This is a genomic window from Granulicatella sp. zg-ZJ (genome assembly GCF_010892355.1).
Taxonomy (GTDB): Bacteria; Bacillota; Bacilli; order Lactobacillales; family Aerococcaceae; genus WM01.
The window spans coordinates 97,808-112,247 of the sequence record NZ_WNJY01000001.1; the positions used below are offsets into that span (position 1 = coordinate 97,808).

16 protein-coding genes are annotated in these 14,440 nt (G+C 34.1%); 1 reads left to right on the plus strand and 15 read right to left on the minus strand.

The features are described 5' to 3' along the window. Positions 1-13: 13 nt before the first annotated feature. Entirely contained in the window at positions 14-715 is a 702-nt protein-coding gene (gene pduB, locus GMA11_RS00480; protein WP_163545285.1) for a propanediol utilization microcompartment protein PduB, read from the minus strand. A gap of 346 nt (positions 716-1,061) precedes the next feature. Between pduB and GMA11_RS00485 the strand changes: the two genes are divergently transcribed. Then, the gene (locus GMA11_RS00485; RefSeq protein ID WP_163545242.1) at positions 1,062-1,964 is read left to right on the plus strand and encodes a PocR ligand-binding domain-containing protein; all 903 of its coding nucleotides are present in this window, start codon (positions 1,062-1,064) and stop codon (positions 1,962-1,964) included. Between the two features lie 220 nt (positions 1,965-2,184). Here GMA11_RS00485 and GMA11_RS00490 read toward each other — a convergent pair whose 3' ends face one another. The 14 genes from GMA11_RS00490 to eutA form a co-directional block, all read right to left on the minus strand. Continuing rightward, positions 2,185-3,084, minus strand: a complete 900-nt coding sequence (locus GMA11_RS00490) for a cation transporter (RefSeq protein ID WP_163545243.1) — start codon at positions 3,082-3,084, stop codon at positions 2,185-2,187. A gap of 496 nt (positions 3,085-3,580) precedes the next feature. Beyond that, complete coding sequence (locus tag GMA11_RS00495; RefSeq protein ID WP_163545244.1) at positions 3,581-4,033, minus strand: cupin domain-containing protein; 453 nt, start codon at positions 4,031-4,033, stop codon at positions 3,581-3,583. Positions 4,034-4,058: 25 nt separating this feature from the next. Continuing rightward, complete coding sequence (locus GMA11_RS00500) at positions 4,059-5,147, minus strand: ethanolamine utilization protein EutH (RefSeq protein WP_163545245.1); 1,089 nt, start codon at positions 5,145-5,147, stop codon at positions 4,059-4,061. Positions 5,148-5,165: 18 nt separating this feature from the next. Then, positions 5,166-5,441 carry a EutN/CcmL family microcompartment protein gene (locus GMA11_RS00505; protein WP_163545246.1) on the minus strand — a complete coding sequence of 92 codons (276 nt, stop codon included), beginning with the start codon at positions 5,439-5,441 and terminating at the stop codon, positions 5,166-5,168. 21 nt (positions 5,442-5,462) lie between these two features. Continuing rightward, a complete protein-coding gene (locus GMA11_RS00510; protein ID WP_163545247.1) occupies positions 5,463-6,095 on the minus strand; it encodes an ethanolamine utilization protein in 633 nt (210 codons plus the stop codon). 57 nt (positions 6,096-6,152) lie between these two features. Further along, on the minus strand, positions 6,153-6,788 hold the full coding sequence (gene eutD, locus GMA11_RS00515) for an ethanolamine utilization phosphate acetyltransferase EutD (RefSeq protein ID WP_163545248.1): 636 nt from the start codon (positions 6,786-6,788) through the stop codon (positions 6,153-6,155). Between the two features lie 18 nt (positions 6,789-6,806). Continuing rightward, positions 6,807-7,457, minus strand: a complete 651-nt coding sequence (locus GMA11_RS00520) for a hypothetical protein (RefSeq protein WP_163545249.1) — start codon at positions 7,455-7,457, stop codon at positions 6,807-6,809. 99 nt (positions 7,458-7,556) lie between these two features. After that, positions 7,557-7,832 carry a propanediol utilization microcompartment protein PduA gene (gene pduA / locus GMA11_RS00525; protein ID WP_163545250.1) on the minus strand — a complete coding sequence of 92 codons (276 nt, stop codon included), beginning with the start codon at positions 7,830-7,832 and terminating at the stop codon, positions 7,557-7,559. A gap of 47 nt (positions 7,833-7,879) precedes the next feature. After that, the gene (locus GMA11_RS00530) at positions 7,880-9,355 is read right to left on the minus strand and encodes an acetaldehyde dehydrogenase (acetylating) (RefSeq protein ID WP_163545251.1); all 1,476 of its coding nucleotides are present in this window, start codon (positions 9,353-9,355) and stop codon (positions 7,880-7,882) included. 17 nt (positions 9,356-9,372) lie between these two features. Beyond that, on the minus strand, positions 9,373-9,942 hold the full coding sequence (locus GMA11_RS00535; protein ID WP_163545252.1) for a BMC domain-containing protein: 570 nt from the start codon (positions 9,940-9,942) through the stop codon (positions 9,373-9,375). 13 nt (positions 9,943-9,955) lie between these two features. After that, a complete protein-coding gene (gene eutL / locus GMA11_RS00540) occupies positions 9,956-10,609 on the minus strand; it encodes an ethanolamine utilization microcompartment protein EutL (protein ID WP_163545253.1) in 654 nt (217 codons plus the stop codon). Between the two features lie 19 nt (positions 10,610-10,628). After that, positions 10,629-11,558: an ethanolamine ammonia-lyase subunit EutC gene (gene eutC / locus GMA11_RS00545; RefSeq protein WP_163545254.1), complete on the minus strand. Its 930-nt coding sequence runs from the start codon at positions 11,556-11,558 to the stop codon at positions 10,629-10,631. Positions 11,559-11,570: 12 nt separating this feature from the next. After that, on the minus strand, positions 11,571-12,947 hold the full coding sequence (locus GMA11_RS00550; RefSeq protein ID WP_163545255.1) for an ethanolamine ammonia-lyase subunit EutB: 1,377 nt from the start codon (positions 12,945-12,947) through the stop codon (positions 11,571-11,573). A 27-nt stretch (positions 12,948-12,974) separates the two neighbouring features. After that, positions 12,975-14,402, minus strand: coding sequence for an ethanolamine ammonia-lyase reactivating factor EutA (eutA, locus tag GMA11_RS00555; RefSeq protein WP_163545256.1), 1,428 nt, complete (start codon positions 14,400-14,402; stop codon positions 12,975-12,977). Between the last annotated feature and the right edge of the window lie 38 nt (positions 14,403-14,440).

Here is a 14,440-nt window from a genome sequence, read left to right on the forward strand (position 1 = left end):
TATGCTCATTTTATTAAATATATGACGGTTGAGAATTTGTTGGTTCATCTCCCAATGTACCTAATAATGTTTTACCAACTTCTCTTGCTGAAATAACTGCTTGACGAACAGCTCCAGAATCTCCACTAATAAATAGGATAACTTCGTTTGAAAAACTTGTGCCATCACTAGGAGATGCATAACCAATGACATCAACATTTGCAGCTTTAACAGCTGTATCAGCCATAACAACACCAATCGCTGCAGGTGCTCCAACAATTAAACCAAATGCTTTTCCAATAGGTGCACCAAATGCTTTTTCACACGCTTGACTAGAACGAGCTGTGTATTGTAATTCAATATGTCCTGCATCATTTCCATACACATCACCAAATGTACGTGTCACTTCTTGTAATGTTACTTCAACCGCTCTTTTCACATCAGATACATCGTCGCCACCAAAAATAATTAAATTTCCGTGACCTGCTCCACCTTTTGTATCACGTGCTAATTCAATTTTCACGATTTCTGTATTTGTTGCTTTAACGGCTTCATCTGCTGCTAAAATATGAGGACCTGCACCCGTTCTAGCACCAATAACACCGATAGAACGATATTTTTTCTCCAATTTCATAGCATCTAAAATTTGTTGATCTACATTTGCAATGACTAGACCTATTGTTTCTCCAATAGGATTTACTCCTACAAATTCTGTAATATTTGCTCTTGCATGCATGTTTTTTCCTCCTAATTTTTCTAAATAATCAAGTGATATAATATTGACCATTTGATATCTATATTATATTGTATCCCTTTTCACCAAAACAGTTATTTTACGGATAAAAAATAAGTCCTTATAGTATTCAAACTAGTATTTTTTTGATATAATGTAATAAATGTAAACGCCTTAAAAATTATATTTTATTGATTTTATCCGTATTTCAAAAGGAATTACTGTTAAAAAAACGACATTTTAACAAAGAAAATCCTTTTTTAAAATTAGTATTTTTTTGATATTTCTACCTTAAAATTTAACGGATTTGTTATAAAGAGTACAATCTTTGTGAAGGAGCTTGATGGCTATGTTTCAAAATACAGAAAATAAAATAAAATTTAACAAAATTCTTCAAGAATTTTCCCAAGCAACAGGCTTGGCAACCGTTTTAGTAGGCATCAATGGAGAAGAAATATCTGAATGGCATCAATTCAGTGAATTTTGTGCCATTATGCGAACAAAACCTGAATATAAAAAAATTTGCGAGAAATGTGATTTATATGGAGGGTTAGAAGCAGCCAAAGAACAAAAACCTATTCCTTACACTTGTCATGCTGGATTAACCGATTTAGCAATGCCTGTCGTTATTGATAAACAACTAGTCGGTTTTATTTTAAGTGGACAAGTATTAACGACAGATCAAAAATTTCCTCCTATTTATCAAAAAAGCGATTGGCACTTATATCCTGAATTATTAAAAGCATATAAAAACATACGCAAAGTAAATGCGCAACAAGTTAAAAGTGCCGCCGAAATTTTACGTATTTTGACACAATATCACTTCCCTAGTCAACAAATACATTCTCCAAAAATCTCGTACGATATTCAAGACATAGAAGAAATTGAAAAACCTTTAGTCAATGCAAATAGAAAAATCCACGAACACAAAGAAATTAGAAGTGATATTGCTAAAGCTATTCGCTATATCGATAAAAATTTAACCAATAACATCCATTTAAAAGTAGTCGCAGAACATGTTTATTTAAATCCTGATTATTTCAGCAAACTCTTTAAATCACAAACCGGATTTAGCTTTATCGACTATGTTAATCAGAAAAAAATTGAACGTTCATTATCTATGCTAAAAGATAAAAAACGCTCTATTGAAAAGATTGCCAACGAACTCGGCTATAGCCAACCAAGTTATTACTGTAAACTATTTAAAAAAATTACTGGATACTCACCATCTGAATATCGCAATCAACTATAAACAAATTCGCCGGTTCCCTATCGACAGGGAACCGGCTATAATTTTTTAGGATAAATAGAAATTATCTAATAAAAAATTCTTATTCATCACTAACTTCATCCATTTAATTTTAGAGTAACTTTTTATTCTCTATAATCATATTAATCTCTCTATTATTCAAAGTTTTCTTTCTAAATAAAAAGAAGCTAAACAATTATAGTATGTTTAACTTCTCTAACACTTATATATGAATAATCTCTAATCTAGCTGTTTGATAAAGTGTTTGTAAATCATTTAAAAATTCTTGCTTTACATCAAGTAAATCTTTTACATAGTTTAATTCATTTTTTTGAACGTAAAGTCTTACTTTAATTGCCATACCAATTTTGATCACTTGATAGTGCATATCCGGTAAAATAGGATAAAAATGTTTTACAATCAATTCATCAATCGGTTCCGTAATATCTTCATCTGTCACTAATCCTTGAGATAATTCAATAAAGGATGAGCGTAGCATTTGAATAGGCTCTTTCAACAATAGGATAACAGAAATCGTCGTAATAAAAAAATCTCCTGTATAGTGTAAAAAACCGAGTGGACCTTGAATATCAATGAGATATAATAAACAAAATGCCAATCCAGCTCCTAACGATTGCAGACCGTCAATAAGACTACCCTTTGCTTCAACGGATAATATCGTACTAATATGATTTATTTTTTTATTTTGGTAATGTGTATACAAACTTAATGCAAAGCATAACACAACGACAAAAATCGTATACGGCACAATAGGACCAATATCAAGAGGTTCTCCCTCTCCTTTTAAAACATACTGAAGTGCATTATCTGTTGCATTTATAAAAGCAATCAAAAACAAAAACAAGATTAAAATAGATTTAAAAATGGCATACAAAGGTTCCAAAAAATGTAAACCATTTGGATAAATATCTGTTTTTTTATGGCTTATTCTCGATACATAAATACCAATAATGGCCGATAAAAAACTAATAAAAGAAAAAAATCCATCAAGTAATAAGGCTTGTATTTCTGTCATAAAATACGCAATAATACCCGATAGAGCAACAATAAAATTGATAATAAAATTAACATTCAGTGACTTTCGTTCTATTTCTTTTTGCATGTCAGCCTCCTTATTATTAATAAGTATCTTACATCCAGTATAACAAATTCTTTTTATTTTTTCAAAAGAAAAATATATATACTAACTTGATTTTAAGAAATTTTATCTTTCTATTTAAATTAAATAGAAAGATAATGAACTAAAAGATCAACATATCAATTTATTGTATCATTTATTCTATTTTTCTGTTAGAGTATCTACAAAAGAAAAAATATTGACACACTTTTTAATGGAAAAATAAAAAATAATCAATATTTCTTACTAATGGAATACTTACTTTTTTGCTTACAACTATAATTGACGAAGAGCTTTTTATTACGTATTTTAATTATATAACACCATTCTCAGTGGCAGAAAAAGAATGTGAAAAAGTTAGTGAATGGCTTATGCCATTCACTACTAATATACTCATTATTTCTCTCTACCAACACCATTTGACATAGAACCAAAAAAATCGTATTGATGATTTCACTCATCAATACGATTCATCATTTTATTATTGATTTTGCCAGTCAGCTGGATATGTTACATAGATAAAACGTGCTTTGTCTTTAACAGAGAATTGAATATCGCTTCCTTTTGGAATAAATAAAATTTCTCCTGGACCTGCACTCATTACTTCATCTCCAGTAATAATATCTAATTGACCCTCGATCACGTAATCCACTTCATCATAGTCTAAATGCCATGGGAAAGTTGTTTTTTCCATTGTCATCAAGCCAAGACCTAATCTTGGACTTTCTTCTAATGTTAACAAGTCACGTGTGTATACACAGTGATTTGGATTACCTGTATCTAAACGATCTTCAGCACGAACATCTAAAGTTGGTAAAGCAATAGATGCTACGCCTGCTTTACTAATTTTTTTAGCTGAGTCTTTTGACAATAATTCTTCTAATAAAATTTTACGAACTAATGCTTCTAGTTCTGAACGATTTACATCTGCCATAATCTATTCCTCCAAAGTGTATTGATTATGCTTCTTTTTTCGTTAACACAAATGCTAATAAAACAGCTGTGATACCACCAACTAATTTACCTACCATCATTGGCACGATCATTTCTGAGTTTGCCCCAGCAGTAAATCCTAAGTGGTCACCGATAACAAATGATGCTGATACAGCGAACGCAACGTTGATGATTTTACCACGTTTGTCCATATCTTTTAACATTTGGAACATCGCAATATTATTTGCTAAAGAAGCTACTAAACCAGCTGCACCAACTTCGTTCATACCTAATGATTTACCGATAGCTGATAATGGTTTGTTTGCTACTTTTGTAAACACAGCAACTAAACCAAATGCCCCTGCTAATGTTACAGCAATTGAACCTACAACACCGAATGCTTCTTGTAATGTTTCTGCACCAACTGGATATAAGTTGTTCAACCATTCATTACCAGTTAATAATTGAGCAGCACCGAATGCTAACCCTAAAGTTGCGATAACAACGATAATTTGGCCAAATACTTCAAATCCTTTAATCATTGCATTTGGTGCTAATAATAGACCTACAAAAATTAAACCTGAAACGATAATAATTGGAATTAAGTTTACAATTAAAGTGCCAAAAGGTAATACGAATAATCCACCTAAGAAACATCCAATAGGTACTGTTACTAATCCGTATAAAATACCACGTGCTAATAATGGACGATCTTCTTTTTCAATAATTCCTAATGCAACTGGAATTGTAAATACAATAGTAGGTCCCATCATTGAACCTAATACATAAGCAGCAAAATTACCAACAGCTGGATCTTGAGCTAATTTTAAAGCAAGTGGAGCACCACCCATATCGTTTGCGATAAATGTTGTCGCAAAAATAGATGGGTCAGCACCAACCAAACCATATAATGGTACAATGATTGGTTTTAATAAGTCAGCCAATAATGGTGCTACAACCATAATCCCAGCCATTGATAGTGCTAAAGCACCCATTGCCATAATACCTTCTTCAAATTTTTCACCTAGGCCTAATTTGCCACCGATACATTTATCAACTGCACCAACGAGCATGAATAGAACCATGATGTAAATGATTATTTCATTGATACTCATAAATCAATATTCTCCTATTTATTCATCTTTTGGATATTCAACTTTATCAATAATACCAACAACAACCATATCAACAGGTACTTCGGTATTGTTTAAGCTAACACGAGCAGAACTACCCGTTGTTACCAATACGAAATCACCTTCACCTGCACCGATACGGTCTGCTGCTATAATAAGGGCTGGATCTACTTGATGTTCATTCAGTTGACGTTCGATTACTAATAATTTTAACCCATTCAAATTCTCATCTTTTCTAGTAGCCCATAAACTACCTACAACTTTCCCAACAAACATCTTTCATTCCACTCCTTAATTTTAATTTAAAATAATTTTATGACGTTTAGCATAATCTTTTGCAAGAGCTGTTACAATCATACCTTTTTCAATATGGAACACATCGCCCTCAGTTAATCCTAATTCCTTAAAGCGTTTCTCAGTAATTAACTTTGTTTTTGTATTTCCACTTGTTTCTGAACGTTTTGTCACAGTTTCTCTTACGACTTGACGATTATCTGTTTTTGACAGACAATTCAACAAGTTTTCATCTTGATAAAATGTTACGCCATATTTTTCAAGTTTTTCTTTTTGTTGCACTAATTGACGGTACAACAAACTACTTGCAGAACCTTTATAGTTTTCCACATTAAAGGCTTCTTTAGATACAAAAGCTTTTTTACCATTCAATAAATGTTTTAGTAATGCTGATTCTTTTTCAGAAGTTGGACATAAAGACGCTACTCTTAAAAAAGCGTCTAAAGACAAATCGTCTACCACAACCAAGTCAACCACATCACTATTACAATCTACTAAATCATAACCTGCTTTTTCTAACGCTAAACGCGTACTATCTTTACCAATCAATAATATGGATTCTTTTTCAGGCTCATTTTGAAGGTTTTCTAACAAACGATCGGTTATTAACTGAACAAGTTTGTCTAAATTTTCCATTCTTCATCAGCCTTTCTTTATAAAATGATTGTATCACCACTGCAATACAAGACCGTATTATTTTTTTATAATACGTCCTCTCATACCTTTTTTAAAGCCACACGCATTTGCTTCATCATAGTCAATATGCATATATGTTGCAAATTTAGGACTTACACGAACCACTACATCATCAAAAATAAGTGGACGTGTTCCCTCAACTTTAACTTGAACAATTTCTTGATTTTCAACATTAGCTTTTGCAGCATCTTCTGGTGTCATGTGAATATGACGTTTTGCTACAATTAAACCTTTGTCTAAAACAACATTTTTTGTACCGTTTAATAAAACAACACCCGGTGTACCTTCAATATCTCCACTTTCACGAACTGGAGCTTGCGTACCTAGTGCTAAACAGTCCGTTAATGATACTTCAACTTGAGATTCACTACGAACTGGTCCTAAAATAATAACATTGTGTAATGCACCTTTAGGGCCTAATACTGTAATACGTTCTTTACATGCAAATTGTCCAGGTTGAGAAAGGTCTTTTAATTTTGTCAGTTGATAACCTGGTCCAAATAATGCGTCTAAATCTTTTTGACTTAAATGCACATGGCGTCCACTAGCTTCTACTTCAAAAGTTCCAGTGAGTTCTGTTTGAACCAATTCTAGAACTTTATCCACTAATTGATCTAATCCATTTAAAGACATCTCATACCTCCATTATTTTTATTCACTTGTGATAAGCCATAATAAGACTTCAATAGCTTTTAACAAGTTAATTGTTTGAATTGCAAATGAATCATCTTGTGATGATAATGCTTCCTCTAACTCTTTGCGTAACACCACACAAGCAATATATGTTTCATAACAGCTAAGCTGCCAACTAGCAGCAGTGTAATTTAACATAACACTTCTTTGGTCCAACTGTTTAGCTACTCGAATAGCTTGTAATTCAACATTATTTGGTAATGTTTCATGATATTCACAAATATCATCGTGAATACGATGAGAAACAATACTTTCAATAACATTTAATAAATGTCCTATTTGATGACACTTTTCTGGTTGATACTCTTGATATAATTCACGTTGATTTTTTAACAATAAAGGATACAAAGTCATCAATTTTGATAAGTGTGGTAAAACAGCTGATTCTTCAACACATGTAACAGATTTATGGACCACAACAGCATTTGCTGTATGCGATGCAGCACTACTACTTTTGTTAGAGTTTACAACTTTGACGTGACGGTCATTCAAAAAGCCTTTTGCAGCCGGTGTCAATTTTTCTCCTGCACGGAGTTCAAAAATACCACTTTCTAAGTAGTTATACTCTTTCAGCATTTTTCTAACTTTGGATTCTGTTAAAACTGACACACTTTCACATCCTTGCATACAGACAGGCAACGCAACGAGTAAAACGCTCGTTGCGTTCTATCTGTTTATTTTACCTTTATTTTCAAATAATCGTATCAATTATTTTGGTAAGATAACTTCAACTTCTGAATGTGGACGTGGAATTACGTGAACAGATACTAATTCACCAACGTTTTCAGCAGCTGCAGCACCTGCATCAGTTGCAGCTTTAACAGCACCTACATCACCACGAACCATAACTGTTACTAATCCAGCACCGATTTGTTCTTTACCAATTAAAGTAACGTTAGCTGCTTTAACCATTGCATCTGCTGCTTCGATTGCTCCTACTAAACCTTTTGTTTCTACCATACCTAATGCGTTTGTGTTTGCCATAATAAATTTCCTCCTAAAATATGTTATTGTTTTTTATTTTAACAAACCTAGTTTAATTTTGATAATACACGTTGAACAAGTAAGTTAATAAGTTGTTCTTCGTCTGTATTACTTACAGAAGTAGTGTTTACTTCTACTTGTTGATTTTCAGCACGACGTAAATCTGCTAATTCAGATGTACCGTAAGCAATACGACGTACGTTAAATAAGTTTAATGGACTTACGTTATCAGAAGTAGCACTTCCTCCAACAGCACCACAACCTAAAGTAAAGGCTGGGAATAATCCAGTTGTTGCACCTACACCACCTAAAGCAGCTGCTGTATTTACCAATAATCTTGATACTGGTTTTTTCAATGCAAATTCACGAACAATTTTTTCGTTTTGTGTATGAATTGTCATTGTATGACCAACACCTTCATGGTGTAAGATTTTCATGCTCAATTCGCATGCTTCTTCCCAAGTTTTAACAGTATAGAAGCCTAATACTGGTGCTAATTTTTCCATTGAATAAGGTGCGTGTTTACCAACACCTGTTTCTTCTGCAATTAACACACGAGCATCTTCTGGTACATAAATACCTGCTAATTTACCAATGACTTGTGGAGATTTACCTACCATTTTTGGATTCATTGCACCACTTGGTAAAATGATGAATGCTCCTAATTTTTTAGCATCTTCTTCTGGAACAAAGTATGCACCTTGTTTTTTGAATTCTGCTACAACAGTCGCTTTCATATCTTCTTCAACGATAATAGATTGTTCTGAAGCACAGATAACACCATTATCAAATGTTTTAGAATCAAGAATTTGTCTGATTGCTGTTGGTACATCAGCTGTTCTTTCGATAAATGCTGGACCATTACCAGGACCTACACCAATAGCAGGTGTCCCTGATGAATAAGCCGCTTTAACCATTGCTGAACCACCAGTGGCTAAAATCAAGTTAGTGTCTTTATTTTTCATCAATTCATTTGTTGCTTGTAATGATACATTATGGATAACCCCAATAGCACCCTCTGGGCAACCTGCACTTTTCGCAGCACGTTTGATGACATCAACAGTCGCTTCAATAGATTTCAAAGCATTTGGATGTGGAGAGAAGACGATACTGTTACCAGCTTTTAATGAAATCAACGCTTTATACATAACAGTAGATGTTGGGTTTGTTGACGGAATCAAACCTGCAACCACACCAACTGGTACAGCCACTTCCATCACTTTATTTTCTTTATCTTCACTCAAGATACCTACTGTTCTCATATCTTTGATTTCTTCAAGAATGCCTTTAGAAGCCAATGCATTCTTTAATACTTTATCTTGCCAGCGTCCAAAACCTGTTTCTTCTGACGCCATTTTAGCTAAACGTTCACGCTCATCATAACATGCTTTTGCAACAACTTTAACAATAGTATCAATTTGTTCTTGACTCATTTTTGCTAATTCTTGTTGTGCTTGTTTTGCTTCACGAATTAAATCACGTGTTTCTTGAATAGACACTAAGTCTTTATCCAATAGTTTCACTAAATGTCACTCCCTTCCTATTTTTTTAACAATGCGTCTAGCAATGTTTTTTTGTTTGCAAATTTTATTTGTTTTTTAGTTAAGCCAATATTAGGTTCACGATATGCTATTGAGCGTAATTCAACAACTTTTAATTTTTCTAATTCTTCTAAAGAATAGCTTGAAGATGCTTCTTGCGCCACAATCACTTCTTCTGAAATTGATTCAACCACTAAAGGTTTTTCCTCAACAACTTCTGAAACAACAACAGCCTCTTCTATAACTTCTTCAACTTCTTCAACAACCTTAGCTGGTTTTTGAATGTCTTTTTTACGAATATCCGTAAATAAAATTTCGGTCTGTGAATCAAGTCTAGGAATAACATGACTGCTCATCAAACAACCTAAGTCTGAAATAGATGCAACAGCTGAATCAACGGCTGCTTTAACAGCACCTACATCACCCACTAATTGTACAGTATGTAATCCGGCTTTGATACGTTCAACATTTAATAATGACACATTAGCTGCTTTTAATGCTGCGTCAGCAGCTACAACAGCACCGATATAGCCACGAACCTCAACTAACCCTAGAGCTTCTTTTGTCATTTAATTCATCCTCTTAATAATTTTTAGGATCGTCTGCAACTGTTTGAACAGTTCTTGCGAATGCATCACAAGCTGCACGACATGCTGATTGTGATCCTACTAATAAGCCACCCGCAAAGTTTGTTTCACTTGGTGGACCATAGAAAGCACCAACTTGTACATCTGCTGCTTTTAGAGCTGCATCTAATCCAATCATTGCTTCAACTGGAGGTGCAATTAGGTAAGCAATTGCTGTTCCTTCTTCTGCATTAGCACCTGCTGATAAGTAAGAACCAGCACGTGAAATACAATGTGCAAAGTAAGGAATTGAATTATCGTCATTTGCACTATAGAAACTTGCACCATTTTCAATTTCATACACAACAACATCTAAACCGCTGCGTACTTCTTCTGGGTTAGGACCAGCAATAATACCGATAACTTCCCCTGCTAATTTTGTTGATGCATTACCTGCACCAGCATACATACTACGTGCGTACACAACTTCTACATCTGCTGCTTTTGTTGCTTCATCTAATGCAACGTATGTTACATCGTCACAGTCAGATGATACAATCCCTAAACTTCTGTGATGTGGCTTTAAGTCTAATGATGCAGCCAATCCAGCGTCTACGTTAGAAATAATTTGTGTACTTAAAACATTTGCTCCAAGACGTTCGTTTTTCACAACGTTTACCTCCTAAAAATTATTTTAATTCAATACCAGATTTTTTATTTTCTAACATTTTTTTGATAATTTCAGCGATGTAAGCCCCCGCTTCAACAGCAGGTGTACCACCTTTATGAATGTTAGATACAACTGTTCTTCTTGATTCTGGCATACCAACAGTTGGTTTATAAACGATATAAGCACTCATTGACTCAGCAGTTACTAAACCTGGACGTTCACCAATCAATAAGCACACTACTTCAGCACCAGTCAATTCAGCAATTTGGTCCATTGCAGCAACACGACAATGTTTTACAAATAATACTTCATTGAAATCTAAACCAAACATTTTTAGACCTTGTTTCAATGATGGTAACAAGTCTTTAATATTTGCTTCAATAGCAGCAGAACTTAATCCGTCACCAACAACAACTTGTACTTTTTGGTTAAGTGCACAGTTTTGTTTAATGAATTGTTGTTGATCTTCATTGAAGAAACGACCTAAGTCTGGACGTGTTAAATATTCATCTTTTGAAGTACATTTTGTTTCAGTTGGAACAAATCCCATTTCTTTTACGAAGTCTTCATCAACATAAGAGAAAACAGCATCTTGAGCTGCCGCATGGTCTGCTCTGAAACGTAAAACAGATTGTGTTTTATAACGAGTACCAGCTCTCCATAATCCTAAACGAGCAGGCGTGAATTTTTTCATTTTTAAGTATGCTTCTTTATTTGCAGCATTTGGAATTAAGAATTGTGTTTGAATATCTACTTCTGAAATATCAGGAATACAACCTTCTTCAATAACACTTTCGTTAGTATTCACTGGTGAAGACCCAGCAGGTTTAAATACTACTGTACCACCATTTGATTCTGATGTAACAGTATCTTTAGATGTGTTAGCATCATCAGACGACATTTCACTTAATAAAGAGCGAATCATTTCTTTTAATTGTGCTTCATTCATCAAAGACACCTCCTAAATATTTTTCTTCATGAATACAGATCCATCACCGAATAATTCAGTCATGTTACCTTTTTCATCTAATAAGCCCATGTTTTTCATCCAAATTTCAAATTCTTTAATTGGACGTTTGTTTAATAACTCACGCATTGATGCTGATTCATGGTAACCAGTTGTTTGGTAGTTTAACATGATGTCATCACCATGAGGAATAGCCATGATATAGTTGATACCTGCTAAACCTAATAATAATGTTAAGTTTTCAGCATCATTTTGGTCAGCTTTCATGTGGTTTGTATAACAAATGTCACAACCCATAGAAATACCTGTTAGTTTACCCATGAAGTGATCTTCTAAACCAGCACGGATAACTTGTTTTGCATCATATAAATACTCAGGTCCGATGAACCCTACTACTGTGTTTACTAAGAATGGATCAAAGCGTTTTGCAAATCCATAACAACGAGCTTCCATTGTTACTTGGTCAGCATCGTGGTGAGCATCAGAAGATAATTCTGAACCTTGACCTGTTTCAAAGTACATCACGTTAGGACCAGCAGCAGTACCTACTTTAAGTGCTGTATCATATGCTTCTTGAACAATTTTTCCATCTAAACCGAATGCTGTATTTCCTTTTTCTGAACCAGCGATAGATTGGAAAACAAGTCCAGAAGGAGCACCTTGGTTCATTGCTTCCATTTGTGTTGTAATATGTGCTAATACACAGTGTTGTGTTGGGATTTTAAATTCTTCAATAAAGTCATTGAATTTATGTAAAACACGTTTAACACTTTCAGTTGAATCGTCAACTGGGTTTAAACCTAATAACGCATCTCCACATCCATAAGCAAAACCTTCCATTGTAGAAGCCATGATACCATCTGGATCATCTGTTGTATGGTTTGGTTGTAAACGAGATGAGAATGTTCCAGGTTCACCAACTGTTGTGTTAGCTGTTTTTGTAATGATAATTTTTTGTGCACCAACAACTAAGTCCATGTTTGACATTAGTTTTGTTACTGCAGCAACCATTTCTGAAGTTAAACCACGAGATAACCAGTGAATATCATTACTTGTTGTATTTGTATCTAAAATCCATTCACGTAATTCTTCAACTGTCCAGTTTTTGATTTTTTCATAAGTACGTAAGTTAACATCGTCAACGATAATACGAGTTACTTCGTCTTCTTCGTATGGAACAGCTGGATTGTTAAATATATCTGATAATTTTAATTGTGCTAAAACAACTTTAGCCGCAACACGTTCCTCAGCAGATTGAGCTGCAACTCCTGCTAATTGGTCACCAGATTTTTCTTCGTTAGCTTTAGCCATTACTTCTTTTACTGATTTGAATTCATAGCTTCTGCCGAACAATTTAGTTTTCAGAATCATCTGAAATTCCTCCTTGGTTTTCTTTTTTTAGTTAAATACTAACGTTTTTACAACGACTGGCAATACCGAGCCTTCGATGACCGGATTACCAATATCGATATAATCTCCATTTTGTACATCAACAGAGTCAATACATACAAATGGATAGTCTTTTGGCAACTGAGCAAATAAGCATTGTCCCAGTGCTTTTGCCATATCTTGACGAACAACAATAATCAACGGAATGTTTTTACGAATGCTTTCATCCATACCTTTTACAATAGCACTTGCTATGTCCACAACTCTTGTAAATGACGGACTTTTCTCTCCTTCAAGAGCTAAAGCAACTTGTTGCACTTCGTTTTCTAACGTAAACCAATTCACTTTATCGTGAATGATTTGTGCCATTTCCATTGCTGATTCTTTTTCATCAGATACAGCTAATTTTAGAACAGGAATATTTTTAATTGGCAATACATTTGAAATATAAGTGATTGTACTACCACTCACATCTGTTGTATGACTTCCTGCCCCTACCACTGTTGCACGAATGGTTTCTTCAGAAACAATTACTTTACGTTCTGTGAAAATTTTAGATTTTTGTAAAGCACGTCCTAATAAAACACCAATATCACCGTAAGCGAATTCATCAACATCAGTGCCATAAACCTGATCGGCTACACCACCAGAGAATGATACGCAACGTATTTCATAGTTTAATTTTAAACCATGATTTGTTTGCAACATTTCGTAGTACGGACTATTGTTTTCAATACCAACAGACTGTTCTAAAACGGTTACCATAATTTGAATAATTGTATCTAAATCTTTTCGATTAGCCGGTTTTCCAACAGCTAAATCTAATTTTAATTCAGCTACAATATCAAGTAATTTTGGTGCGATATAACTGATCACATGTGTTTTAGGATCCAATTTAATTAAACGGCCACCTATATCAAAACACCCTGTATCAATCAAGTCACCTTCTCTAAAAACAGCTAAATTAGATGTCCCACCACCAATATCAATATTGGCTACTGATGTATGGTGCTCTTCTGAGTAAATATGACTACATGCACCTTTAGCTGCGATAATGCTTTCTAAGTCAGGACCGGCGGTTGCAACAACAAAGTCACCTGCATAACCACTTAAAACCTCAAGCACATGACTTGCATTATCTTTTCGTGCCGTTTCACCAGTAATGATAACAGCACCCATTTGAATATCACTTTTTTCAATGCCTGCTTTTGCATATTCGCTTGTCACGAACTGCTTAATTTTTTCAGCTTCAATCAAGTGATTTTCAGAAATAGGGGTAAAAATAATATCGCTTTTATATAGAACCTTTTTATCTGTAATATACACACGCGGTATGGTAAATACAGATGCGATATTTTCAATGGTTAACTCTGATAAAACTAGCTGCGTAGTTGCTGTCCCTAAGTCAATCCCTACACTTAAAATTTTATCCGACATGTGCGTAACACCTCCAAAAAAAAGACACTCAAAGACAT